The 25,718-nt window shown below is 56.4% G+C and carries 21 protein-coding genes; 8 read left to right on the plus strand and 13 right to left on the minus strand.

Features of this window, described 5'->3' with window-relative positions; all coding sequences use genetic code 11:
- The 6 genes from ulaD to yiaK form a co-directional block, all read right to left on the minus strand.
- Positions 1 to 654, minus strand: a complete 654-nt coding sequence (ulaD, locus tag E0L20_RS15400) for a 3-keto-L-gulonate-6-phosphate decarboxylase UlaD (protein WP_131634703.1) — start codon at positions 652 to 654, stop codon at positions 1 to 3.
- Positions 651 to 2,156 carry an FGGY-family carbohydrate kinase gene (locus tag E0L20_RS15405; RefSeq protein ID WP_131634704.1) on the minus strand — a complete coding sequence of 502 codons (1,506 nt, stop codon included), beginning with the start codon at positions 2,154 to 2,156 and terminating at the stop codon, positions 651 to 653. The genes ulaD and E0L20_RS15405 overlap by 4 nt, the downstream gene beginning before the upstream one ends.
- A 78-nt stretch (positions 2,157 to 2,234) precedes the next feature.
- Positions 2,235 to 3,554 carry an MFS transporter gene (locus E0L20_RS15410; protein WP_131634705.1) on the minus strand — a complete coding sequence of 440 codons (1,320 nt, stop codon included), beginning with the start codon at positions 3,552 to 3,554 and terminating at the stop codon, positions 2,235 to 2,237.
- A 46-nt stretch (positions 3,555 to 3,600) separates the two neighbouring features.
- Positions 3,601 to 4,527 (minus strand): DUF4862 family protein, encoded by a 927-nt coding sequence (locus tag E0L20_RS15415; protein WP_131634706.1) that lies wholly within the window; start codon positions 4,525 to 4,527, stop codon positions 3,601 to 3,603.
- Positions 4,528 to 4,553: 26 nt separating this feature from the next.
- The gene (locus E0L20_RS15420) at positions 4,554 to 5,021 is read right to left on the minus strand and encodes a YhcH/YjgK/YiaL family protein (protein WP_131634707.1); all 468 of its coding nucleotides are present in this window, start codon (positions 5,019 to 5,021) and stop codon (positions 4,554 to 4,556) included.
- A gap of 10 nt (positions 5,022 to 5,031) precedes the next feature.
- On the minus strand, positions 5,032 to 6,030 hold the full coding sequence (gene yiaK, locus E0L20_RS15425; RefSeq protein ID WP_131634708.1) for a 3-dehydro-L-gulonate 2-dehydrogenase: 999 nt from the start codon (positions 6,028 to 6,030) through the stop codon (positions 5,032 to 5,034).
- A gap of 226 nt (positions 6,031 to 6,256) precedes the next feature.
- Between yiaK and yiaJ the strand changes: the two genes are divergently transcribed.
- Both yiaJ and E0L20_RS15435 read left to right on the plus strand, forming a co-directional pair.
- Positions 6,257 to 7,075 (plus strand): IclR family transcriptional regulator YiaJ, encoded by an 819-nt coding sequence (gene yiaJ / locus E0L20_RS15430; RefSeq protein WP_131634709.1) that lies wholly within the window; start codon positions 6,257 to 6,259, stop codon positions 7,073 to 7,075.
- Positions 7,076 to 7,078: 3 nt separating this feature from the next.
- Positions 7,079 to 7,534: a 4Fe-4S dicluster domain-containing protein gene (locus tag E0L20_RS15435; RefSeq protein WP_131634710.1), complete on the plus strand. Its 456-nt coding sequence runs from the start codon at positions 7,079 to 7,081 to the stop codon at positions 7,532 to 7,534.
- Positions 7,535 to 7,538: 4 nt separating this feature from the next.
- Here E0L20_RS15435 and avtA read toward each other — a convergent pair whose 3' ends face one another.
- A complete protein-coding gene (gene avtA, locus E0L20_RS15440; RefSeq protein ID WP_131634711.1) occupies positions 7,539 to 8,795 on the minus strand; it encodes a valine--pyruvate transaminase in 1,257 nt (418 codons plus the stop codon).
- 241 nt (positions 8,796 to 9,036) lie between these two features.
- Complete coding sequence (locus E0L20_RS15445) at positions 9,037 to 11,067, minus strand: alpha-amylase (RefSeq protein WP_131634712.1); 2,031 nt, start codon at positions 11,065 to 11,067, stop codon at positions 9,037 to 9,039.
- 314 nt (positions 11,068 to 11,381) lie between these two features.
- On the opposite strand from E0L20_RS15445, the gene E0L20_RS15450 reads away from it, so the two are divergent.
- A complete protein-coding gene (locus E0L20_RS15450; RefSeq protein WP_131634713.1) occupies positions 11,382 to 12,206 on the plus strand; it encodes a protein bax in 825 nt (274 codons plus the stop codon).
- A gap of 40 nt (positions 12,207 to 12,246) precedes the next feature.
- Here E0L20_RS15450 and xylR read toward each other — a convergent pair whose 3' ends face one another.
- From xylR to xylF, 4 genes are all read right to left on the minus strand, one after another.
- Positions 12,247 to 13,425 carry a D-xylose utilization transcriptional activator XylR gene (gene xylR, locus E0L20_RS15455; RefSeq protein WP_131634714.1) on the minus strand — a complete coding sequence of 393 codons (1,179 nt, stop codon included), beginning with the start codon at positions 13,423 to 13,425 and terminating at the stop codon, positions 12,247 to 12,249.
- A gap of 34 nt (positions 13,426 to 13,459) precedes the next feature.
- Positions 13,460 to 14,641, minus strand: a complete 1,182-nt coding sequence (xylH, locus tag E0L20_RS15460; protein ID WP_131634715.1) for a xylose ABC transporter permease XylH — start codon at positions 14,639 to 14,641, stop codon at positions 13,460 to 13,462.
- Positions 14,619 to 16,160, minus strand: coding sequence for a xylose ABC transporter ATP-binding protein (locus tag E0L20_RS15465; RefSeq protein WP_131634716.1), 1,542 nt, complete (start codon positions 16,158 to 16,160; stop codon positions 14,619 to 14,621). The genes xylH and E0L20_RS15465 overlap by 23 nt, the downstream gene beginning before the upstream one ends.
- Before the next feature lie 71 nt (positions 16,161 to 16,231).
- Entirely contained in the window at positions 16,232 to 17,224 is a 993-nt protein-coding gene (gene xylF, locus E0L20_RS15470) for a D-xylose ABC transporter substrate-binding protein (protein WP_131634717.1), read from the minus strand.
- Between the two features lie 371 nt (positions 17,225 to 17,595).
- On the opposite strand from xylF, the gene xylA reads away from it, so the two are divergent.
- Both xylA and xylB read left to right on the plus strand, forming a co-directional pair.
- Positions 17,596 to 18,918 carry a xylose isomerase gene (gene xylA, locus E0L20_RS15480; protein WP_131634750.1) on the plus strand — a complete coding sequence of 441 codons (1,323 nt, stop codon included), beginning with the start codon at positions 17,596 to 17,598 and terminating at the stop codon, positions 18,916 to 18,918.
- Positions 18,919 to 18,990: 72 nt separating this feature from the next.
- Complete coding sequence (gene xylB, locus E0L20_RS15485) at positions 18,991 to 20,445, plus strand: xylulokinase (protein ID WP_131634718.1); 1,455 nt, start codon at positions 18,991 to 18,993, stop codon at positions 20,443 to 20,445.
- Positions 20,446 to 20,499: 54 nt separating this feature from the next.
- Here xylB and E0L20_RS15490 read toward each other — a convergent pair whose 3' ends face one another.
- Entirely contained in the window at positions 20,500 to 21,495 is a 996-nt protein-coding gene (locus tag E0L20_RS15490) for an acyltransferase (protein WP_131634719.1), read from the minus strand.
- Positions 21,496 to 21,678: 183 nt separating this feature from the next.
- Between E0L20_RS15490 and E0L20_RS15495 the strand changes: the two genes are divergently transcribed.
- From E0L20_RS15495 to glyS, 3 genes are all read left to right on the plus strand, one after another.
- On the plus strand, positions 21,679 to 21,984 hold the full coding sequence (locus tag E0L20_RS15495; protein WP_131634720.1) for a YsaB family lipoprotein: 306 nt from the start codon (positions 21,679 to 21,681) through the stop codon (positions 21,982 to 21,984).
- A gap of 161 nt (positions 21,985 to 22,145) precedes the next feature.
- Entirely contained in the window at positions 22,146 to 23,057 is a 912-nt protein-coding gene (gene glyQ / locus E0L20_RS15500) for a glycine--tRNA ligase subunit alpha (protein WP_006177784.1), read from the plus strand.
- Positions 23,058 to 23,066: 9 nt separating this feature from the next.
- Positions 23,067 to 25,136, plus strand: a complete 2,070-nt coding sequence (gene glyS, locus E0L20_RS15505) for a glycine--tRNA ligase subunit beta (protein ID WP_131634721.1) — start codon at positions 23,067 to 23,069, stop codon at positions 25,134 to 25,136.
- The last annotated feature ends 582 nt before the right edge of the window (positions 25,137 to 25,718 follow it).

Raw genomic sequence — 25,718 nt, forward strand, 5'->3', positions numbered from 1 at the left:
TTACGCTCCCCAAATGTCGCGGATTTGCGAATGGAACGCCTGTGCCACCTGCGGCGGATTTTCTGCGCCTGCCAGCGCGCGCCCGGCGATAAAGGCTTTGACGTTGATCTGCTTAAACAGCGGCAGGTCGGCAGAGGTGATCCCGCCGGTGATCGAGAGCTGCAGGCCGATATCGGAGAGCGCCTTCATTTTCGCGAGATCGGCTTCGCCCCACTGCTGACCGCTGGCCTGCGCGTCGCGGCCGCGGTGGTAGATTGCCTGCTTCACGCCGACGCGATGCCACGCGCGCGCGTCGTCCAGCGTCCAGTTGCCAAACAGCTCCATCTGGATTTCTCCCCCGCAGCGCAGTGCGACCTCGTGGCCTCGCTCAACGGTTGCCAGCGGGGCGGCGCAGATGATGGTCATCCAGTTCGCGCCCGCGCCAAACGCCTGCTGTGCCAGCGTTTCTCCTGCGTCGGCGACCTTCCAGTCCGCCACGATGATTTTATCCGGACACTGCTCGCGCAGGACGCGCACGGCGTTCAGCCCTTCGGTCAGGCACAAAATGGTGCCGGCCTCGACGATATCAACGTGATCTGAAAGCGTCGCGACGTCGCGCTGGGCGGCCTGAAGTGAGGTATGGTCGAGCGCCAGCTGCAGTAATGGTCGGCTCATAGGTTGTACTCCTTAATACGGGCGTGATAGTCCTGAAGTGCTGAAATCAGTAACTGGTAACGGTGATATTTGCGCTGGTAAGCCGCATGGGCGCGCATGTCGGGTTCAACCACCCGGATGTCGTGTTTAAGGGCGCGCTGCGCAGCGTGGAAATCGGGGTAAACGCCGGTGCCCACCAGCGCCGCCAGCGCCGCGCCGGAGCAGCCGGTCTCTTCTACCTGCGGCAACTCAATCGCCAGGCCGCTGACGTCGGCGAGCATTTGCATCCACACGTCCGAATGGGTCGGGCCACCCGTGACGCGCAGCGCCTGCACCTGGGTAAAGCGTTCAAGCATGCGGTTGAGGTGGGTCATGTGGCTGAACACCACGCCCTCGTAAACGGCCTGCAGAAGATGTGCGCGGGTATGCAGCGCCTGCATGCCGTAAAAACCACTGGTCATCTCCAGCCCGGCGTTGCTGCCGTAGAGGAACGGCAGAAAGAACACCTCGCTTTCCGCTTTCGGCAGGCTGGCGACGGCATGGTTGATCTCGTCGAATGACATATCGCCCCACTGTGCGGTGAGCCACTCCAGGTTGCCGGATGAGGTCGGGCTGGCTTCGTGAACGATGTACTGCTGCGGGTGGACGTAACGGCCATACACATAGGGGAACGGCTCGTTATCGCGAAGCGCACTGGCGATCCCGCTGGTGACGGCCCAGGTGCCCATCACGGCGTTCAGCGTGTGTTCGTCGTGAAGCCCGGCGCAGATCGCGGTGGAAACCACATCAAACAGTCCACCAACGACGGGCGTGCCCGCCGCGAGACCGGTCAGTGCGGCTGCCTGAGCGGTGATTTCCCCGCAAATTTCTGCTGAGCCGACAATCGGCGGCAGGGCGCCGTCAATTTCGCTGATACCGAGCCAGCGCGTAAGCTGTGGGTCGTATTTCCCGGTATTCATGTTGTAGAGATTGGACTCGGAGATATTGCTCTCCTCGCAGCCCTTCACGCCGGTCAGACACCAGCGCAGATAGTCGTGCGCCATCATCACGCAGCCGATCTGTTGATACCGCTGCGGTTCGTTCTCTTTCACCCAGCGCAGGAGCGAGGCCGGATGCCCTGTCCACAGCGTCTGGCGCGTATGCGGATAGAGCTTTTCGGGAATGCCGTCCTGCTGCCAGCGCTGCACAATGTCCAGCGCCCGGCGGTCAGAGGAGAGTATGGCGTTGCCCAGCGGCTGGTCCTGTTTATCGAGTAGAAACAGCCCCTTGCCCTGAGCAGAAATGCCGACGCCCTTGATCTGTTTACCGTCTACGCCTGAATGGTGGAGCAGCGCGGCGACGGTAGCGTGGCAGTGCTGCCAGAGCTGGGTCATATCCCGCTCGGCGTAGCCTGCGCGCGGGCTGAGCGTGGCAACCGAGCGGCGTTCGATACACACTTCCTTGCCCTGGCTGTTGTATAAACCGGCTTTCAGATAAGTACCGCCACAATCGATACCCAGCCAGAAGGGCTCTTTTTCACTCATCTTCTTCTCACTTATTCGCCGGGTGGACCCGGTTCGGTTTTCTCCCTCTCCCCGTGGGAGAGGGCTGGGGTGAGGGCATCAGGCCGCACGCTTGTGCGGATTTACCGTGGGATTAGGCTCTGCGCCGGCATCGCATTTCGCCGGCAGCAGCAGGGCCAGCAGCGACGCCAGCGCCAGCGACACCGCCAGGCAGTAAACGCCCGCGTCTTTGCTGTAGAGGGTGATCAGCACGCCAACCGCATACGGGCCGCAGAAGCCACCAAGGTTGCCCAGGGCGTTGATCACGCCGCGCGCGCCGCCCGCCATCTCTGCGCTGAACAGACGCGCCGGAATGGTCCAGAACACGCCCGCTGCGGATTGCAGGAAGAACCCGCAGCCCACCAGCGCGGCATACGCCAGCCAGGTACTCTCTTTCAGCGCCACGGAGAGGAACATGCACAGCGCAAAGCCAATCAGCGGCAGGGAGACAAACAGCTTGCGTTTGCCGGTGCGGTCAGAGAGCGTGGAGAACAGGAACATCCCTGCAATGGCCCCGATGTAGGGCAGGATGGCAAGCATCCCCACCTGACCGATGCTGGTGTGCGTCAGCTCCTTCAGGATGGTCGGCAGCCAGAGCGTGTAGCCGTAAATCCCGGTCTGATAGAAGAAGTTCAGGGCAATCAGCTGCCACATGGTTTTGTCAGAAAGTACGGCGGTCAGCGACGCGTTTTTCACCTCTTTACCGGCAATCGCCTGCTGCTCCGCCGCCAGCGTTTGTACCAGGTAGTTCTTCTCGGCGTCTGAAATCCAGCGCGCTTCCTGCGGGCGGTCGTACACGGTGAACGCCCACAGCACCAGCACAACGACGGACATCAAGCCTTCAATGATGAACAGCCAGCGCCAGTCGAGCGCGGTGATGATCCAGCCTGACAGCGGGGCGGTGACGATCCCGGCGATGGGGACGAACATAATCACAATGGCGTTGGCGCGACCGCGCTCGGCGTCCGGGAACCAGTTGCTGATCATGGTGAGCACCACGGGCAGCATCCCGCCTTCCGCCACGCCGAGTAAGAAGCGCAGCGCCAGCAGCTGATACTGATTCGTCACGAGGCCCGTGAGCACCGAGATCACCGCCCAGGCAACCAGCGACCAGCCGATAAACTTCTTGCCGCTGCCGTGCACGGCAATCTTGCCGCCGGGAACCTGCAGGAACAGGTAGCCGATAAAGAAGATCCCACCTGCGAGGCCCGCCATGGTGGCGGTGATACCCAGTTCTTCATCCATGCCGCCGGGCATGGCAAAGGCGATATTTACGCGGTCCATATAGGAAATAATGCAGGCGATTAGAATCGGAGGAATAATTCTTAGCCAGCGCTGGCGCGGAATGTCCGCTTGTAGAGCATTCGAGTAAGTGTTCATATTTACTGTCTCAGTCAGAGTAACCGGAATAGGGATATTTTTATTGTTATTGCGTTGCTTTATTCATTTGGCTAATGCCGTCGCGCAAAATAGCGATGCGATGGCTGACGTCAGCATTAGCATTTATTTCCAGTAATTTAATACCGGAGAATTTCAACGTTGCGGCGCTCGCCGCAGTAAAGAGTGAGGTTGCATGTTCAGTGGACATCAAACTGTCGGCGCAGAATGAAGAAAACGGCGCGTGCAGATCCTGCCATTCACCGTATTCCCCGTGGGTGGCCGTGCCCGAAAACATCAGCGCGCCCAGCTTTCCGGCACCGAGAGCAGCCTGAACATGTTCCAGCGGGAGCGTCGTATTACGGCCTTCGATGGCCGAGCGCGCCCAGTTGATGCAAACGCTGATATCGGTATCTTTCACCACCTCCAGCACCTGCGCTAAGGGCAGGAAGCCCTTGCGCGGTGCCGGGCCGGTCATGGCATCGCAGTGTTCCAGCACCAGATCGCAGTCCCAGTCCCAGCTCGCGATTTCCCGGATCGAGCGGGAAAACGCTTCGGTAGCCTGTTCGACGGAAGCATTGCCCGCCTGCGGGGCCGCCTGCATCTCCAGGGCAATCACTTTGCCGGGAAAACGGGCGTTCACTGCAGCAATTTTCTGCTGCAGATGACGGTAGTAATCGACGCAGGCTTTACGCTGTCCTTCGTCGGCTGACGCCAGGCCAAATGCGCCGTTGCTGCCGCGACGGCGCATGGTTTCCATGACGGCGGTGACGACGATTTGCCAGTCGCCCGGCGTATGGCGGAACAGCCATTCGTCGCCAAACGGATGGAGATTTTCAAGGCACGGCTGTTCCAGCCCGCGAATGTTCGGCGTGTCGGAAAGTTCCCGCCAGAAGGTGTGTTCTTCTTGTTCCCCTTTCTGGTGAAACGAGGGTGCGCAGGGGTACGCACCAATAATAAAACTGGTATTGGCCATTTCGCGTTCCTGTATATATCAGAAAATTAATCTAATTCGCTGACTGCCACTTTCACCACAATTTTACGAATTGCGGCTTCCTTGTTCTTAATACAGGCAGGACGGTGCACATCCTGCGGGAAAAATATGGCATAGCTGCCGGGTATCATTTCGATAAAGGATTCATTTTCGCTGGCGTGATAAAAAATAATATCCCGCTGTTCCAGTAACGATTCGCTTATTTCGTTATTGCCGGTATCAATGGCGATACCGATTTTTTCTTCACCCCATGCCAGAAACTGAATATCCAGATAGCGGCGGTGTACTTCCGGGCGATTCTCATGCGGTTCTTTTGTCGTCAGGTCGAGTACCTGAGCGAAAATGTTGCGCCCTTCGATTTCCACCACGCCTGGCGCCAGGGTGGTGAAATCCGTCGTGCGCAGAAAATGAAGCGCTTTTTCAATCGCCTGCGGCAGGCGGCACGGATTTGGCTGTGAAATATGTCCGAATATCATCGCCCACTCCTTACAGAGACTGGATTTTCGCCCACACGCTGTCGTCGATGGTGATGCCGTCGCGGCGGTTCTCTTCCAACAGGCGCGTAAACTCATGCCCCGGGAGACGGACGGCGACGTTTTCATCAGCGCGTTCTGCGGTGGTGATGAAGTCCATAATGCGCTGCAGTTTGGCATCGCGGGTTGGGCCGTCGATCAGACGATCAACCTCGATGGCGATAAAGATCTGCGACACGCCGTACTCGTCGCTGTTGTCCTGGGTCACTTCCGCGACGGACGAGCCGTTGGAGAGCAGGGTGGCGATCATGTCGAGCACGATAGACAGGCCGGAGCCTTTCCAGTAGCCCATCGGCAGAATACGGCGATTTTTCTCAATCACGCCCGGCTCTCGGGTGAGATTGCCCTCGTCGTCAAAGCCGCCATCGACCGGCAGCTCGCGTCCGGCCAGGCGATTCACTTCCAGCATGCCGTAGGAGAACATCGACATCGACATATCGACCATGGTGATCGGGTTAGAAGGGATCGCCACGATCAGCGGGTTGGTTCCGATGCAGCACTCTTTTGATCCCCATGCGGGCATCACGGCGATAGAGTTGGTCCAGCAAATGCCGATGTAGCCCTTCTCCGCCGCCTGCCAGCCGTAGCTGCCGCCGCGCATCCAGTGGTTCGCGTTACGCAGTGCCACCAGACCAATACCGTGGTCGGACGCCAGCTCGGTGGCGCGATCCATCATCTTTTTCGCCGTCAGGTTGCCGATGGAGCGCTGGGCATCCCACTGTTCGATCGCCCCTAATGTCATCACCCGCTTTGGCTGGGCGTCAGGGATGATGTCGCCAGCATCAAGCTGCTGAATGAAACGCGGAAAGCGGTTAACGCCGTGCGAATAGACGCCGGATTCCGTCGTGCGGGCGAACATCTCGGCGCAGGCGTCTGCGGTGTCCGCTTTTATGCCGCGATCGAGCAGAACCCGATTGAACGCCGCTTTTAACTCTTCAAAGGTCACTTTCATCCCTGTTCTCCTGTTCTTTTTCGGGGCAAATGCGAGTGCTTTTTTATCGCTAAATTTCACTATGCGAAATCTGATTTCAAATATAGCGATCAAATTTTGTCAGATCAACGACATTCATGATTTTCAAAATCGATTAAAATCAAGTGGTTGTGTTTTTTCTGTTGAGATCGTGAACTAAACCACACTTTGCGCTACCATCAGGGCGCGATAAAACAGGAGCGATTTGATGAGCATGAAAGAGAGCGAAATGACGCAGGAAAAAGAGAGGCCAGCAGGTAGCCAGAGCTTGTTTCGCGGCCTGATGCTGATTGAAATCCTCAGCAACTATCCAAACGGATGTCCGCTTGCGCACTTATCAGAACTCGCGGGGCTGAATAAGAGCACCGTGCACCGCTTGCTGCAGGGGCTGCAGTCGTGCGGGTACGTCACCCCGGCGCCTGCCGCGGGCAGCTATCGCCTGACCACCAAGTTCATTGCCGTCGGGCAAAAGGCGCTGTCGTCGCTGAACATCATTCACGTGGCGGCTCCGCATCTTGAGGCGCTGAACATTGCCACCGGCGAGACGGTGAACTTCTCCAGCCGCGAGGACGACCACGCGATCCTGATTTATAAGCTTGAGCCGACAACCGGCATGCTGCGCACGCGCGCCTATATCGGCCAGCATATGCCGCTCTACTGCTCCGCGATGGGTAAAATCTACATGGCGTTTGGCCATCAGGATTACGTGGCGACCTACTGGGAGAGCCACCAGGAACAGATCCAACCCTTGACCCGCAACACCATTACCGAGCTGAGCGCGATGTATGATGAGCTGGCGGAAATCCGCGAGGGCAGCATGGCGATGGACAAAGAAGAGAACGAGCTGGGAGTGTCCTGCATTGCCGTGCCGGTGTTTGATATTCATGGTCGGGTGCCGTATGCGATCTCCATTTCGCTGTCGACCTCGCGCATGAAGCAGATTGGCGAGAAAAACCTTCTCAAACCGTTGCGAGAAACGGCTGAGGCCATCTCAAGAGAGCTGGGTTTTAACGTGCGCGAGGCGTAGCAGATGAACCGATTTATCACGGCGGATTCGGCAAAATGCATTGGGTGTCGCACCTGCGAAGCGGCCTGTGCGGTGTCGCATCAGGAATTCGTCTACGCAAACGCCTTTACGCCCCGCATTCGGGTCGTTAAAGGGGATTCATACACCACGGCGGTGGGGTGCCATCAGTGCGAGGATGCACCCTGTGCGAACGTGTGCCCAACCGGCGCCATTCAACGTTCAGCGGGCGTCTGGCTCGTGGAGCAGGCGCGCTGTATCGGGTGCAAAAGCTGTATGGTGGCGTGCCCGTTCGGGGCGATGCAGGTACAGTCGGCGGGGGATCGTGCTCAGGCGTTGAAGTGTGATTTGTGCAGCCATCGCGAGAGCGGGCCTGCCTGCGTGGAGGCGTGTCCAACACGCGCGCTGAGCTGCGTCGATCCTGCCAGATTACGCACCGAACGGCTGCGTAATCTGGCGTAACGCGTTACTGACCGCCTTCGCGCCAGGCGTTTTCAATCTCTTCGGCGAGGATCTTCACGCCCGCTTCGATTTTTTCCGGGTCCGGCACGTAGTTCATGCGCATGCACTGGTGCGTGTGCGGCCACGGCTTATCCAGCCCGGGGAAGAAGTAATCCCCCGGCACCATCAGCACACCGCGTTTTTTCAGGCGCTGGTAGAGGAGTTCTGTGGTGATCGGCAGATCCTTAAACCATAGCCACAGGAAAATAGCCCCTTCCGGTTTATGGATCAGACAGCGTTCTTCCGGCAAATAGCGGCGAAGTATCGCGATCGTCTCCTGAACGCGCTGGTAATAGAACGGTTTTATCACGTCATTCGACAGACGCAGCAGATCGTTGCGTTTAATCATTTCGCACATCATCGCCGGGCCGATACCGCCCGGTGAAAGGCTGATAATGCCGTTCATGTTGGTGATGGCTGTGATGATTTTTTCGTTGGCGATAATGATACCGCAGCGGCTGCCCGGCAGGCCCAGCTTGGAGAGGCTCATGCACAGGACGATGTTCGGGTTCCACAGCGGGCGTGCTTCGCTGAAAATTATTCCAGGGAACGGTACGCCGTAGGCGTTATCGATCACCAGCGGGATGCCGTGCTGATTGGCAAGCGCATCCAGCTTCATCAGCTCGTCGTCGGTGATGACGTTGCCCGTTGGGTTGGTAGGGCGCGAGACGCAGATCATGCCCGTCTCTTCACCGATGTGCAGGTGTTCAAAATCGACGTGATATTTGAACTGACCTTCAGGCAGCAGTTCGATATTCGGGCGCGCGGAGACGAACAGATCTTCCTCGAGGCCGGAATCGGCGTAGCCGATGTACTCCGGCGCCAGCGGGAACAGCACTTTTTTGGTCGTGCCGTCGGCGCGACGTCCTGCGAACAGGTTAAACAAGTAGAAAAACGCGCTCTGGCTGCCGTTTGTCAGTGCAATATTCTGTGGTTCGATATCCCAACCCAGCTCTTCACGCAGCATATCGGCGAGGAGTTTCAGCAGTTCGGTTTTGCCCTGGGGGCCATCGTAATTGCAGAGTGCCTCGGTTGCTTTGCCGCTCTCCAGCATCTGGGCCAGCAGCGTCTGGAAATAGGTATTCATCTCCGGGATTTGAGCCGGGTTTCCGCCGCCGAGCATGATTGCGCCCGGTGTGCGCAGCCCGTCGTTGAGGTCCTCCATCAGGCGGGTAATGCCTGAATGGCGGGTAAATTTGTCGCCGAAAAGTGAAAACGTCATAGCAGGTGATCTGTCGGGCTTATTATGAAAGGGGGTAACCATAACGCTAGCACCGTGCGGGTGCAAATCGGTGGATGTGGTCGGATTTGTTGTTTTATGTGGTTGGTTTGGATTTATGTAGTGAATAGTTCTGGTGGGTTTCCCCTCACCCCGGCCCTCTCCCCAAAGGGGCGAGGGGGGAAAGACGGCGCTATCCGGTTCCCTCTCCCCTGCGGGGAGAGGGTTAGGGTGAGGGGGAGAATTACTGATTACCCGCCCATACCACCATCACCTTATCGCCCTTGTGCTCGCGCACAAATCCGTAGCCTTCTTTCAGCGACAGCGTGGTTTGCTTGCCTTCGCCAATCGCCGGATGGCGGGCGCGGAACTGGCCCAGCGTTTGCCAGTGGGCGACGGTTGAGGCCTGTTTGCCCGTGACGTCCTGCCAGTTCATGTCCGAACGGGTACCCTGAAGCGGGTCGGAACCTGTCGGGCCGAACGGACGCTCAGATTCATCACCGTAATATATCTGCACGCTTCCCGGCGCCAGCAGGAGCAGCTCGGCGGCGCGCTGGCCGCCTTCGCGGAACAGGCGGGTATCGTGGGACGAAAGGTAGCTCAGCACGTTGAAGCTTTGCAGCTTTTCCGCCATCTGCTGCCAGGTGAGATCCATATCGGCCAGGCAACTCACCGCTTTCGCCGCCTGCTCCTGGTAATCAAAGTTAATCATCGCGTCAAAGCCGTGGCGGTAATACTCGCTCTGCATCACGCCGTGACCCCAGGATTCGCCCGTCATCCAGAACGGCGCATTGTCGAGCTTTTTGTCCGGATTCGCGGCTTTCCAGGCGGCGAGCGCCTGTTCTGCACGTTCTTTAAGCTGCTGCCACGCGTCAAGCTCAACGTGTTTGGCGGTATCGACCCGGAAGCCATCGATACCGTAGTCACGCACCCACTGGCTGAGCCAGTGGATCAGGTAATCCCGGGGCGTGAAGTTCGCTATCGCTTTAGCATTGGTGTCGGCCTTATGCTGGTAAAAGTTCGGCAAGCCGGAAGGCGTTGTGGATTCGGTTTTCAGGTCCGGCAGGAACGCCAGGGACATCGTCAAATCATCGAATCCTGGGTTGTCGTAATCCCCGATATCGGTGCGAACCCATTTCTTGCCCCACCATTTTTCCCAGGCCGCTTTGTCGCTGAAGTTGATGTAGTCGTTAAAGCTGTGCCAGCTTTGTCCTGCGCCCGGCTTCCAGTCCGTCCAGCGCTCACCCAGCGTCTTTTTCAGCTCATCGCCCTGCAGGTACAAGGCACCAAACTGGTACTCCTGCATGTCCGCAAGCGTGGCGTAGCCGACGTGGTTCATGACGATATCGAACAGAACGCGGATCCCGCGCTTGTGCGCTTCGTCGATCAGGCGGCGTAAATCCTCTTCGGTGCCCATGTTGGCATCAAGCTTCGTCCAGTCCTGCGTGTAGTAGCCGTGATAGGCGTAATGCGGAAAATCCCCTTTGGTTCCGCCGCCTACCCAGCCGTGGATCTGCTCCAGCGGGGAGCTTATCCACAGCGCGTTCACGCCAAGCTGCTGCAAATAATCGAGCTTGCCGGTAAGCCCCTTGAGATCGCCGCCGTGGAAAGTGCCGATCTCCTGCATGCCGTCTTTATGGCGGCCATAGCTGTTGTCATTGCTCGGGTCGCCGTTAACAAAGCGATCGGTGAGCACAAAATATACCGTGGCGTTTTGCCAGCTGAACGGCGCGGGCCTGTCGGTTTCGGCACGCTCCAGCAGCAGCAGGCCATTGGCGCTGGCGGCAGGCTGGAGGGTGATTTTGCCGTTCTGCACCGTTGCGGTCTGCTTGCTGTAGAAATCTCTTACCACCGTGCCTTCGGGGAAGGTGTTGCTCACCTCCAGCGTCAAAGGCTTACCATCCCACATAGGACACTGACGGATAACATTAGCGACGGGTTGTTCCGCTGCGCTCTTTATGGTCAGCATCAGCGTTGGCGTACCCGATCGGGTATCGATGCGCATCTGGTACTCACCGTCGCGGAACAGACGCCACTGCGGAGGCGTACCCTGGCAGCGCTTGAGCGACAGCATCTCGTTGAGCTTTATGGCATCCGTGGGCTGCCAGCACGTCTTGTCAAAACTCAGCGTAAGAGGACGCGTACCCTTCGCAAGCTTTGCCTGGCTGGTGAAAACCCCGGTGCCTTCCGCGCTAAACGCGCCGAACCCCGGCGATGACCAGTCGGCATGCGCCAGTGCGGGTAACATCAGTAGTGCCAATGCGGTGCGTTTCATGAGATTTTCCTGTCGCGGCATTTTTGACCAGTTTGCCATCGGGCGCAGCCGAAAAACTCATCCCCTGACGCTTTCTGCCAGGAGGACGCGAAGGGATGAGTGATCCCGCGCAAAATTAGGCAGTTATCTGCGATATCGCACACATTTTTCCGGCAGCGATGCTTTTGTGAGCAGCTTTTAGGTGACATAGTTTCGGAAATGGACTATTTCTATACGTGCTCTTGAAGGCTATTTTTGATATGATTTGAGATTCCGCTCTCAAATTTGTGAAAAAAATAAGGTGTTGGGATGATTACATCCGACCAGGAGACCTAATGATATCGACTCCCATTCGACGATATGGGGCCGCGATACTCATGTTACTCACCATGGCATTTTCGGGTGAGGTGCTTGCGAAGACGCACACGGATACAACGAGTAAGAAAGCCCACGTAATAAAGACGACAAGTAGTAAGGTTAGCAGTAAACAAGAGTATTCTCGCAATAGTGCAAAGAGTAGTTCACTTCCTGATTTGCGAAAATACCCTTCCGGGACACCAAGGAAAAAAGCGTTTCTCCGGACGGTAATGCCTTATATTACAAGTCAAAACTCTGCGATTACGGCAGATCGTAACTGGCTGATCTCAAAACAGTACGATAGCCGCTGGTCGCCGTCTGAGCGCACGCGCCTGAAAGATATCACCAAACGTTATAAAGTGAAGTGGAGCGGGAACACGCGTCGCGTGCCGTGGAATTCACTGTTGGAACGTGTGGATATTATCCCAGGCAGCATGGTGGCAACGATGGCTGCAGCCGAAAGCGGCTGGGGTACGTCGAAGCTGGCGCGCAGCAACAACAACCTCTTCGGCATGAAGTGTGCGAAAGGGCGTTGTAACAACGCGCCGGGCAAAGTTAAAGGGTATTCGCAGTTTGAGTCGGTTAAAGATTCCGTGAATGCCTACGTGGTGAATCTCAACACGCATCCGGCCTACTCCTCGTTCCGCAAGTCACGCGCTCAGCTGCGTAAAGCGGATCAGGAAGTGACGGCAAGCACGATGATTCATAAGCTGAAAGGGTATTCCACTCAGGGACAGCGTTATAACAACTACCTGTTCGCGATGTACCAGGATAACCAGCGCTTAATCGCCGCACATATGTAATTCTCAAAAAAACGCCTTCCACTGGAAGGCGTTTTTCTTTTTATATCAGCACCTCGCTATGGCGCTCGCGGTACTCTTTTGGCGTGGTGTCGTACTCCTTCCTGAACACCGAATAAAAATACTGCAGCGACGGATAACCGCACATCTGTGAAATCTCGTTGATCGACAGCGACGTGGAGATCAGCAGGCTGCGCGCTTTTTCCAGTTTTTCGGCATGGATCACCGCGTGAATAGTTTCGCCCACTTCCTCTTTGAAGCGCTTCTCCAGATTCGAGCGGGAAATGCCGACCGAATCCAGCACCTGATCGACCTTGATACCTTTGCAGGCGTGGTTGCGGATGTAGTGCATGGCCTGGATGACGGCCGGATCGCTCAAAGAACGATAATCAGTAGAGCGGCGTTCGACCACGCGCACCGGGGGCACCAGCAGGCGTTGAAGCTGAAGAGATTCGTTATCCAGCAGGCGATGCAGCAGCTTCGCAGCCTGATAGCCCATCTGACGCGTTCCCTGTGCCACCGAGGAGAGCGCCACGCGAGACAGGTAACGGGTGAGCTCTTCGTTATCGATACCAATCACGCACAGCTTTTCCGGCACCGGGATGTGTAAGTGTTCGCAGACCTGCAGCACGTGGCGGGCGCGTGCGTCCGTGACGGCGATAATCCCGGTCTGCGGCGGCAGCGTTTGCAGCCAGTCTGCCAGGCGGTTTTGCGCGTGCTGCCAGTTCTCCGGTGCGGTTTCCAGCCCCTGATAGACCACGCCACGATACTTCTCCTGCGCGACCAGCTGGCAAAACGCGTGCTCGCGCTCGACCGCCCAGCGTTTGCCGCTGGTGGTGGGTAAACCGTAAAAGGCAAAGCGGTGAACGCCTTTCTCTTTGAGATGCAGAAAAGCGGCCTCCACCAACGCATGGTTATCGGTGGCGATATAGTGAACCGGTGGGTAGTGTTCAGGTGTGTGATAGGAGCCGCCGACCCCCACGATGGGGACGTCGACGTCGGTCAGTAGTTGTTCGATCACGGGATCGTCAAAATCAGCGATCACGCCATCGCCCAGCCAGTCTTTGATGTTCTCCAGACGGGTGCGGAAATCTTCTTCAATAAAGATATCCCACTCGGATTGCGACGCCTGCAAATATTCGCCAACCCCTTCAACCACCTGGCGGTCATAGGCTTTGTTAGCATTGAATAACAACGTAATGCGGTGACGCTTTTCAAACATGGCTCACTTTCCCAAATAGGTAACGATACTGTTCTCAGGCACGTCGCTTGGTAGCAGAGTCCATCCAGACTGCCAGCAACAGAATGGCACCCTTGACGATATACTGCCAAAACGTCGGAACGTCCATCATACTCATCCCGTTATCCAGCGAAGCCATAATAAATGCGCCCATTACCGCACCTGCGACGCTGCCGACACCGCCCGCGAGGCTGGTTCCGCCGATAACGCAGGCGGCAATGGCATCCAGCTCTGCAATGTTACCCGCAGACGGGGAACCGGCACCCAGGCGCGAGCTGAGGATCAGGCCCGCAATAGCGACCATCAGGCCGTTGATGGCAAAGACCGCCAGCTTGGTGCGCTCGACGTTGATGCCCGACAGACGTGCCGCTTCCAGGTTGCCGCCAATGGCGTAAATACGTCGACCAAATGCGGTACGCGTCGCCATAAACATGCCGCCCAGCAGCAGGAGCGCCAGCAGCAGAACGGGCGTTGGGACGCCGCGATAGTCATTCAGAAGCCAGATGGCACCCAGCACAATCACTGCGGTAAGTGCCTGGCGGCCCACAACGGATGTCGATGCAGGTGAAGCCAGCCCCAATGCCTGACGGCGCATACGTCCACGCCACTGCCAGCCAACAAACGCCATCAGACCCATCGCGCCGATGGTAAAGCCCACGCCATCGGAGAGATAGCTCTGCCCAATCTGTGACATGGCTGCACTGGTGGGGGAGACAGTTGTGCCGTTGGTAATGCCAATCAGAATGCCACGGAAGGCCAGCATCCCCGCAAGAGTGACGATAAATGACGGGACTTTGCGGTAGGCCACCCACCAGCCGTTCCACGCACCGAGTACCAGACCCAGCGCCAGCGTGACGACAATCGTCAGCGGCAGGGGCCAGCCGAGCCAGACGTCAAAAATCGCCGCCACGCCTCCGAGCAACCCCATCATCGACCCGACGGACAGATCGATTTCCGCCGAGATAATCACGAAGACCATCCCTACGGCCAGAATGCCGGTGATCGCCGTCTGGCGCAGGAGGTTTGAAACGTTACGCGCGCTTAAATAAGAGCCGTCGGTCATCCAGGTGAAGAACAGCATGATGGCGATAATCGCCGCGATCATGACGAAAACCTGCAGGTTGAGCGCTTTTAGCCCCGAGAATGCGCCGGGCGTCGGAACAGCGACTTTGATATCAGACGGATTGCTTTTCGACATGACGTTCGCTCCTTAAAGCGGCTTCCATTACCTGCTCCTGCGTCAGGCTTTGGTTAATCAGATTGGCTTTCAGTTTCCCTTCGTGCATGACCAGCACGCGGTCGCTAAGGCCCAGCACTTCGGGTAATTCGGACGAGATGACAATGACGGCAATGCCTTGCTGCACAAGCTGATTAATCAGCTTGTAGATTTCATACTTCGCGCCGATGTCTATTCCGCGCGTCGGTTCATCAAGGATCAGAATGCGTGGATTGAGGAGCAGGCAGCGCGCCAGAATGGCCTTCTGCTGGTTTCCGCCGCTCAGGCGTCCAATCGCCAGCTCCGGGGAAGACGTTTTGACCTTGAGTCGGGCGAGCGACTGGAGAATGCACTGCTGCTCTGCGGCATCGTCCAGGCTGGTCAGCGTGCCGGAAAACTGATTAAGCGCGGCGAGCGTAATGTTTTTCCCGACCGCCATGACCGGCACGATGCCGTCTTTTTTGCGATCTTCCGGCACCATGGCGATACCCCGCGCGATCGCCTGCTGGCAGTTATCGATTTTCACCGGCTGGCCGTCGATATAAATCGTGCCCTCCCAGCGCCCCGGCCATACGCCGAACAGGCACTGCACGGCTTCGGTTCGCCCGGCGCCAACCAGGCCCGCGATGCCAAGAATTTCACCCCGGTGCAGCGAGAAGGAGACATTGTTAACCCGCTTGATGTGGCGGTTTACCGGATGCCATGCGGTGAGATTTTCCACGCGCAGGATTTCATCTCCGACGGCGTGAGGTTCGTTCGGATAAAGCGCAGTGAGTTCGCGCCCCACCATCATGGTGATGATGTCATCTTCACTCATGCCTTCCGCGTCGCGCGTGCCGATGTGTTGACCGTCGCGGATGACGCAGATGGTATCCGAAATGGCTTTGACCTCGTTCAGCTTGTGCGAAATGTAGATGCAGGCGATACCGTGGTTTTGCAGGTCGCGAATGATATTGAGCAGGACCGCCGTTTCCTGCTCGGTGAGTGAAGCCGTGGGCTCGTCGAGAATCAGCAGCCTCACCTGTTTGTTCAGCGCCTTGGCGATCTCAATCAGCTGCTGCTGACCCAGACCCAGATCGCCCACGCGGGTGTCGGGTGAAATGCTGAGGCTGACCTGCGCCAGAAGCTTTTCACAGCGTAGCGTCATGGTGTCGTAATCGAGCACGCCGTGGCGTGAAATTTCAGCGCCGAGGAAAATGTTCTCCAGCACGGTGAGGTGCTTCACCAGCGCCAGCTCCTGATGAATGATGGCAATGCCTTTACGCTCGGTATCGCGAATATGGGTGGCCTGAATGACCTCGCCGGCAAAAACGATTTCGCCTTCGTAGCTGCCGTGCGGATAGATCCCACACAGCACTTTCATCAGCGTCGATTTGCCCGAACCGTTTTCGCCGCACAGTGAGACGACTTCGCCAGGATTCAACCGCAGGCTTACGTTGTCGACTGCTTTCACCGCGCCAAAGGCTTTTGTGATGCTTTTCATTTCAAGTAAATAAGACATAACTGCTCCACATAACCGAAGGGCGAACAGGGCACGTCGGCGAGCCCCCGCACGGCGGGGGCTGCGCGGGATTACAGTTCACTCTTTTTATGGAAACCGTCTTTTACCACGGTGGCGTCAATGTTCTCTTTATTGACTTCAATTGGCGTGAGCAGGCGAGCAGGAACATCTTTCAGCCCGTTGTTCAGCGTGGCATCGGCTTTAGGTTGCTGTCCGTTACCCAGCTCTACGGCAATTTCGGCAGCCGTGTTGGCAAGCTGGGTGATCGGTTTATAGACCGTCATGGTTTGGGTGCCGGCAATAATGCGCTTCACGCCAGCCAGGTCGGCATCCTGGCCGGATATAGCGACTTTCCCGGCGAGCCCCTGGGCGCTAAGCGCCTGAATGGCGCCACCGGCGGTGGCATCGTTGGATGCGACAACAGCATCTATTTTGTTGTTATTGGCTGTTAACGCATTTTCCATTATTTTCAGCGCGTTCTCTGGCAGCCAGCCATCCGCCCACTGATCGCCGACCACCTTAATCTTCCCGTCGTCGATATAGGGTTTCAGGACTTTCATCTGCCCTTCGCGGAACAGTTTGGCGTTGTTATCGACCGGTGAGCCGCCCATCAGGAAATAATTCCCCTGAGGCACTTTTTCGACCAGGCTTTTGGCCTGTAATTCGCCCACTTTTTCGTTGTCGAAAGAAATATAATAATCAATATCTGCATTATTAATCATGCGGTCATAGGCCAGCACTTTTATGCCTTCTTGTTTGGCTTCCTTCACCACGTTACTTAATACCTGACCGTTATACGGGATAATGACCAGGACATCGACGCCGCGGTTAATCATATTTTCGATTTGGGACATTTGCGTTTCTTCATTGCCGTTTGCCGACTGAACAAACACGTTTGCACCCAGTGACTCCGCTTTTTTCACAAAAATATCGCGATCTTTTTGCCAGCGCTCCAGGCGCAGATCGTCAATCGCCATACCGATTTTGACCTCTTTAGCGTGCCCGGCAAAGCTTGCAAGCAGGAGAGTGGTGCAGAGCGTTAGGGTCAGGTTCTTTATCTTCATAATTATTAGGCCTTTATGTAGGGGTATGTGTTGCTGAGATAAAAGAAACATTCACTGCTGAGACGCAGCAAATTTTTAACGTGGAAAGGCCTGCTGGCAATTACAGATTTTTATCTTCTCATTACGATATTTGGTTTATTTCCGAATTTATGACCGCGATCGGGTTTTAAAATACGTAACTTATTAATTACATTTGATTCTGGAATCTGCGCCGAAAAATAGTTTGCTTGCACATTATTTTGCGAGCCAGCGCACAGTTGTGCATTCTCTCAATAGCAGTGTGAAATAACGTAATTGAGCAAGCTGGAATGAGTATTCACTATTACTCCTGTATCTACGACTCGCCGCATACCCTGATAATGGAGCTGAATATGCAAGCTTATTTCGACCAACTCGATCGCGTCCGTTACGAAGGCACGAAAACGACCAATCCTTTAGCATTTCGTCACTACAACCCGGATGAGCTGGTGCTGGGTAAGCGCATGGAAGATCATCTGCGCTTTGCCGCCTGTTACTGGCATACCTTCTGCTGGAACGGCGCGGATATGTTCGGCGTTGGCGCATTCGATCGCCCATGGCAGCAGCCGGGCGAGGCCATTGAGCTGGCAAAGCGCAAAGCAGACGTTGCCTTTGAATTCTTCCACAAGCTCAACGTGCCGTACTACTGCTTCCATGATGTCGATGTGTCGCCGGAAGGCGCGTCGCTGAAAGAGTATCTGAATAACTTTGCACAGATGGTTGACGTGCTGGCCGCAAAACAGCAGCAAAGTGGCGTTAAGCTGCTCTGGGGTACGGCAAACTGTTTCACCAACCCACGCTACGGCGCGGGCGCAGCGACTAACCCCGATCCAGAGGTCTTTAGCTGGGCGGCGACGCAGGTTGTGACTGCGATGAACGCCACGCATCAGCTGGGCAGCGAAAACTACGTGCTGTGGGGCGGGCGTGAAGGTTATGAAACCCTGCTGAATACCGATCTGCGTCAGGAGCGCGAGCAGATTGGCCGCTTTATGCAGATGGTCGTTGAGCATAAGCACAAAATCGGTTTCCGCGGCACGCTGTTAATTGAACCTAAACCGCAAGAGCCAACCAAACATCAGTACGATTATGATGTTGCAACGGTGTACGGCTTCCTGAAGCAGTTTGGCCTGGAAAAAGAGATCAAGGTAAACATCGAAGCGAACCACGCCACGCTGGCTGGCCACTCTTTCCACCACGAAATCGCGTCAGCCATTGCGCTCGGCATCTTCGGCTCTGTGGATGCTAACCGCGGCGACCCGCAGCTGGGCTGGGATACCGATCAGTTCCCAATCAGCGTGGAAGAGAACGCGCTGGTGATGTACGAAATCATCAAAGCGGGCGGCTTTACGACCGGCGGCCTGAACTTTGACGCCAAAGTGCGTCGTCAGAGCACCGATAAATACGATCTGTTCTATGGTCACATCGGTGCGATGGATACCATGGCGCTGGCGCTGAAAGTGGCTGCCCGCATGATCGAAGACGGTGAGCTGGATAAGCGTGTTGCGAAGCGTTACAGCGGCTGGAACAGTGAGCTGGGCCAGCAAATTTTGAAAGGGCAGTTATCGCTGGCCGAAATCGCGAAGTACGCTGAACAGCATCAGCTGGCGCCGCAGCATCAGAGCGGACATCAGGAACTGCTGGAAAATCTCGTAAACCACTATCTGTTTGATAAGTGATTTAGCTGAAGATGGACGTAGGCCCGGTAAGCGTTAGCGCCACCGGGCATTTCTGTTAAAGGAGTCACCGTAATGTATATCGGGATCGATCTTGGCACATCGGGCGTGAAGGCCATCCTGTTGAATGAGCAGGGCGACGTGTTAGCCACGCAGACTGAAAAACTGCAGGTTTCACGTCCGCATCCGCTATGGTCGGAACAGGAGCCGGAGCAGTGGTGGCTGGCGACGGATCGCGCCATGAAAGCCTTAGGTGAACATCACAGTCTGCGTGACGTTAAGGCGCTGGGCATTGCCGGGCAAATGCACGGCGCAACGCTGCTGGATGACCAGCATCGCGTGTTAAGGCCCGCCATTCTCTGGAACGATGGCCGCTGTGCAGAAGAGTGCGCAATCCTTGAGGAACGCGTGCCTGCGTCTCGTCAGATTACCGGCAACCTGATGATGCCGGGTTTTACCGCACCGAAACTTCTGTGGGTCCAACGCCACGAACCGGAAATTTTCCGTCAGGTGGCGAAAGTCCTGCTGCCAAAAGATTATCTGCGTTTTCGCATGACGGGCGATTTCGCCAGCGACATGTCAGACGCGGCGGGCACAATGTGGCTCGACGTGGCGCAGCGCGACTGGAGCGAGACGATGCTCGAAGCCTGCCATTTGACGCGCGAGCACATGCCTGCGCTTTATGAAGGCAGTGAAATTACGGGGGCGTTGCAGCCATCCATTGCCGAGCGCTGGAATATGCCAGCCGTGCCGGTGGTCGCCGGTGGCGGTGATAATGCGGCGGGAGCAGTGGGTGTCGGCATGGTCGATGCAGGACAGGCGATGCTCTCGCTCGGCACGTCCGGCGTTTATTTTGCCGTCAGCGACGGTTATCGCAGCAATCCTGAAAGCGCGGTTCACAGTTTCTGTCATGCCCTGCCGGGGAAATGGCACCTGATGTCGGTGATGCTGAGCGCGGCATCCTGCCTGGACTGGGCAGCGAAGCTGACCGGAATGGCAGACGTGCCGGCGCTGATCGCAGCAGCACAGCAGGCAGATGAAAACGCGGGGACGGTGTGGTTTTTACCGTACCTTTCCGGGGAACGTACGCCGCACAACAACCCGGAAGCGAAAGGGGTGTTCTTTGGCTTAACCCATCAGCACGGCCCGGCGGAACTGGCGCGAGCGGTACTGGAAGGCGTGGGATATGCCCTTGCGGACGGCATGGACGTGGTGCACGACTGCGGCATTAAACCGGCGAGCATTACCCTGATTGGCGGTGGGGCACGCAGCAGCTTCTGGCGGCAGATGCTGTCCGATATCAGCGGGTTGCAGCTGGACTACCGTACCGGGGGAGATGTCGGTCCTGCGCTCGGCGCGGCGCGTCTGGCTCAAATTGCGGTGAACCCTGATAAGCCGTTGAACCTGCTTTTGCCACAGCTGCCGCTTGAGCAGCAGCATCGTCCTGATGCGAAAAAACATGCGCGCTATGCAGAACAGCGTGATGTTTTTCGCAAAATCTATCAGCAGCTTGTGCCGCTTATGTCCTAAAACTTCGCCGGGTGGCGCGGCGCTTACCCGGCCTACTATCCCCTGTGTATCTGGTTAGCTTACAAACCTGCGCGTATCCATTTTTTGCAGTGCCATCGACAGGAGCAGGCTGACAGCCAGCGTAGCGGAAAATATCCAGACAATATCCAGCACCGGCCAGCTTTTAAGCTCCACGCCGCGGGTGCGCAGCGCGTGGATCACCAGCGCGTGAAAACCATAAATTCCCAGCGAGTGGCGCGAGATAAATCCCAGTATTGGAAGTGGGCGATTGTTCAGGGTGTTTTTAACCAGCGTCAGCAGGGTAACGGCACAGATAAAGACCATTGGGCCGCAATAGAGATACCAGGTATCGGCAAAATTACCTCGCCACTGCAGTTCATGAAGCGTCCCGCGTGAAATCACGATCGCGCTGATGATAAACAGCCCCCCGCAGAGCCAGTTCATTCCGCGTTTTTGCGTATCCATCATGCCAATGGCACGCCCCAGCATGCCGTAAAGCACGTAGTAGAAGGTATCGCCGTTGATATAGAGATCAACCGGCAGCCATTCAAAACCATTAATCTTCTGAGAGACGGTATTCGGATTCGCGACGATGCCAATCACCACCATCAGCGCCAGCAACATCTTACCGCTGATGTTTTTTACCTGAATGAGCGGTGAAACCAGGTAAATAACGATAATGGCGAAGAAGAACCACAGGTGATAAAACACCGGTTTTTGAAGCAGATATTTAAGCGACAGCCCGGCATTAATTGAGGTGAACAGCGTGATATAGAGCAACGCAACGGCGCTATAAAACCCCAGGCATGCCGCAATACGCATGAAATGCCTCGGTTGCGCGCTTCGCTCGCCAAAAAACAGAAAGCCGGAGATCATAAAGAACAGCGGCACGCTTACCCGTGACGCGGAGTTGAGAACGTTGGCGATATCCCAGTTAACGGGGCTGATGCTGTGCGCGTTTGTGACGTACCACGTCGTGGTGTGAATCATCACCACCATCAGACAGGCTATTCCTCGCAGGTTATCAATCCAGCTAATTTTTGACTGCATCAGTTCCTCTTATTCCCTGTAAATAGAGTGTGACTGCCAATGGGAAAAACCCTTCCCTTGGAAAAATCTGAGTTTTATTAGGCAGGCTTGTATGAGCGCCGCGAGATTCGCAGAATGCCAGACCTTAATCTATAAAACCTTTGATACTAAAAATAACAGCCACTGACCGGGGCGGTAATAAAAATGATGATGACGCGCGTGGTATCACTCTTTCTGCTGCTCGTGCTTGCAGGATGCAGCGCTTCGCAAGAAGCGCCGGTACAGAAAGCTCAGCAGGGGAAAATCAGCCCGGAACGCTCGCTGAACATGGAGCAGCTCTGCAAAGATCGGGCTGCTCGACGCTATAACGCCGAGGTGCAAAAAATCAACGTAATCGGATTTGAGCGCTTTCAGGGCAGCTATGAGCTAAAGGGGTATACGGCGCGCAAAGAGGGCTTTGTCTGTTCTTTTGACGCGGACGGCCAGTTTTTACATCTCTCGATGCGCTAATACGCGCGTATATTCAGCAACCAGAGCGCTCAGGTGCTCTGGCGTAAAGGGTTATTTCCCCAATTTTCCCTAAACAACCCCGTTTCGTACTGTATATCTTGCAGCCAGCGGGTATACTGATCCCTTCCATTTAAAACCACACGTATCCAGCACGAAATACTATGCAAAAGTTTGATACCAAGACCTTCCAGGGCCTGATCCTGACCTTACAGGATTACTGGGCTCGTCAGGGCTGCACCATTGTTCAACCTTTGGACATGGAAGTTGGCGCAGGCACCTCGCACCCAATGACCAGCTTACGCGCGTTGGGGCCGGAGCCGATGGCGACCGCTTACGTGCAGCCTTCCCGTCGTCCGACCGATGGCCGTTACGGCGAAAACCCGAACCGTCTGCAGCACTATTATCAGTTCCAGGTGGTGATTAAGCCATCACCAGAGAACATTCAGGAACTGTACCTCGGGTCACTGAAAGAGCTGGGTATGGACCCGACCATCCACGACATTCGTTTCGTGGAAGATAACTGGGAAAACCCAACGCTGGGTGCCTGGGGTCTGGGTTGGGAAGTGTGGCTGAACGGCATGGAAGTGACGCAGTTCACCTACTTCCAGCAGGTTGGCGGACTGGAATGTAAACCGATCACGGGTGAAATCACCTACGGTCTGGAACGTCTGGCGATGTACATTCAGGGCGTAGACAGCGTTTACGACCTGGTCTGGAGCGACGGCCCGCTGGGTAAAACTACCTATGGCGACGTGTTCCATCAGAACGAAGTGGAGCAATCCACCTATAACTTCGAATACGCGGACGTGGACTTCCTGTTCACCTGCTTCGAGCAGTACGAGAAAGAAGCCCAGCAGCTGCTGGCGCTTGAAACTCCGCTGCCGCTGCCTGCCTACGAGCGTATTCTGAAGGCCGCCCACAGCTTCAACCTGCTGGACGCCCGCAAAGCCATCTCCGTGACTGAACGTCAGCGCTACATTTTGCGTATTCGTACCCTGACCAAAGCCGTTGCAGAAGCTTACTACGCGTCCCGTGAAGCCCTTGGCTTCCCGATGTGCAACCGAAACAAATAAGAGGCGGCCATGTCTGATAAAACTTTCCTGGTGGAAATCGGCACCGAAGAGCTGCCACCAAAAGCCCTGCGCAGCCTGGCTGAATCATTTGCTGCGAACGTGACCGCCGAGCTGGATAACGCTGGCCTGGCGCACGGTAAAATTGAATGGTTTGCCGCACCGCGCCGTCTGGCGCTGAAAGTGGCGAACCTGGCGGCGTCTCAGCCGGATCGTGAAGTCGAAAAACGTGGCCCGGCCATTGCGCAGGCTTTCGACGCCGAAGGCAAACCGAGCAAGGCGGCAGAAGGCTGGGCGCGCGGCTGCGGTATTACCGTTGACCAGGCCGAGCGTCTGACCACCGACAAAGGCGAGTGGCTGCTGTATCGTGCCCATGTGAAAGGCGAAAGCGCCGAAGCGCTGCTGCCAAACATGATCGCAACTTCGCTGGCTAAGCTGCCGATTCCTAAGCTGATGCGCTGGGGCGCGTCCGACGTTCACTTCGTGCGTCCGGTTCACACCGTGACTCTGCTGCTGGGCGATACCGTTGTTCCGGCCACCATTCTGGGCGTCGCGTCCGATCGCGTGATCCGCGGCCACCGCTTTATGGGTGAGCCAGAGTTCACCATCGACAATGCTGACCAGTATCCGCAGATCCTGCTGGAGCGCGGTAAGGTCATTGCCGACTACGAACAGCGTAAAGCCAAAATCAAAGCGGACGCCGAAGAAGCGGCGCGCCAGATTGGCGGTAACGCTGACCTGAGCGAAAGCCTGCTGGAAGAAGTGACCTCTCTGGTTGAATGGCCGGTTGTGCTGACCGCGAAGTTCGAAGAGAAGTTCCTGGCCGTTCCGGCAGAGGCGCTGGTTTACACCATGAAGGGTGACCAGAAGTACTTCCCGGTTTATGCCAACGACGGCAAGCTGCTGCCAAACTTCATCTTCGTGGCGAACATCGAATCGAAAGATCCGATCCAGATTATCTCCGGTAACGAGAAAGTCGTTCGTCCGCGTCTGGCGGATGCAGAGTTCTTCTTCAACACCGACCGTAAAAAGCGTCTGGAAGACAACCTGCCGCGCCTGCAGACCGTGCTGTTCCAGCAGCAGCTGGGTACGCTGCGCGACAAGACCGACCGCATCGCGGAGCTGTCCGGCTGGATCGCCCGTGAAATCGGTGCCGACGTCAACCACGCGACGCGCGCGGGCCTGCTGTCCAAGTGCGACCTGATGACCAACATGGTGTTCGAATTTACCGACACCCAGGGCGTGATGGGCATGCACTACGCGCGTCACGATGGCGAAGCGGAAGATGTAGCCGTTGCTCTGAACGAGCAGTATCAGCCGCGCTTTGCCGGTGACGATCTGCCGTCTAACCCGGTTGCCTGCGCCGTGGCGATCGCCGATAAGATGGACACCCTGGCGGGTATCTTCGGTATCGGTCAGCATCCGAAAGGCGACAAAGACCCGTTCGCGCTGCGTCGTGCCGCGCTGGGCGTGCTGCGTATCATCGTTGAGAAGAACCTCAACCTCGATCTGCAAACCCTGACCGAAGAAGCGGTGCGTCTGTACGGCGACAAGCTGACCAACGCGAACGTTGTGGATGACGTGATCGACTTCATGCTGGGCCGTTTCCGCGCCTGGTATCAGGACGAAGGTTACACCGTCGATACCATTCAGGCGGTGCTGGCGCGTCGTCCGACCCGTCCGGCCGATTTCGACGCGCGCATGAAAGCCGTGTCCCACTTCCGTACGCTGGAAGCGGCATCTGCTCTGGCCGCGGCCAACAAGCGTGTATCCAACATCCTGGCGAAATCCGACGAAACGCTGAACGAGCGCGTTAACGCGGCGACCCTGAAAGAGCCGGAAGAGATCGCGCTGGCAATGCAGGTTGTTGTGCTGCGCGACAAGCTCGAGCCGTACTTCGCGGAAGGTCGTTACCAGGAAGCGCTGGTGGAGCTGGCCGAGCTGCGCGACGTGATCGACGCCTTCTTCGAGAAAGTGATGGTGAACGTAGAAGATAAAGAGCTGCGTGTTAACCGTCTCTCTATGCTCGAAAAACTGCGCGAGCTGTTCCTGCGCGTGGCGGATATTTCGCTCCTGCAGTAACGTGCCCGTTGTTATAAATGCTAAAAACCCGCTTCGGCGGGTTTTTTTATGGGGCTTTTGCAGGCCGGATAAGCGCAGCGTCATCCGGCAGGTTTAGCCGATCGCGATTGTGCCTTCGTCTGTCTGCAACCAGCGCGGTTCATTGACATAAAATAACCTCAGTGAGTGGTATATCTTCCGTCACGGGAGGTTCCAGGCTCGCTGGTGGCGGAACCGAACAAGGTTGGAACGACTGGCCTCACTGACACCAGTGCGCTTTGCAGCGCCCCTGTCCGGCCCGCCATTGAAATGCAACAGGCCGTACGACACAGAGCCTGTGTCGCCAGTGAAGTGATTCAGGGTTCCAATCCCGGCACCTGATTTTGCAGGTGCGAAGAGAACTTACTGCTCATCAAAACAGGCGGCAACAGATTTGAGCTATGCCACTGAGGATATTACCATTTCTGGAAAGAGGCTCGCAAAATTACCGTCTGTTTCCCCTCACCCTAACCCTCTCCCCAAAGGGGCGAGGGGATTGTTTACTGCTCGCATTAATTTGTGGGGATCCCTCAGCTCAAAGGGAGAGGGGGTATAAGTCGTCCA

The organism is Enterobacter wuhouensis, assembly GCF_004331265.1.
Classification (GTDB): Bacteria; Pseudomonadota; Gammaproteobacteria; order Enterobacterales; family Enterobacteriaceae; genus Enterobacter; species Enterobacter wuhouensis.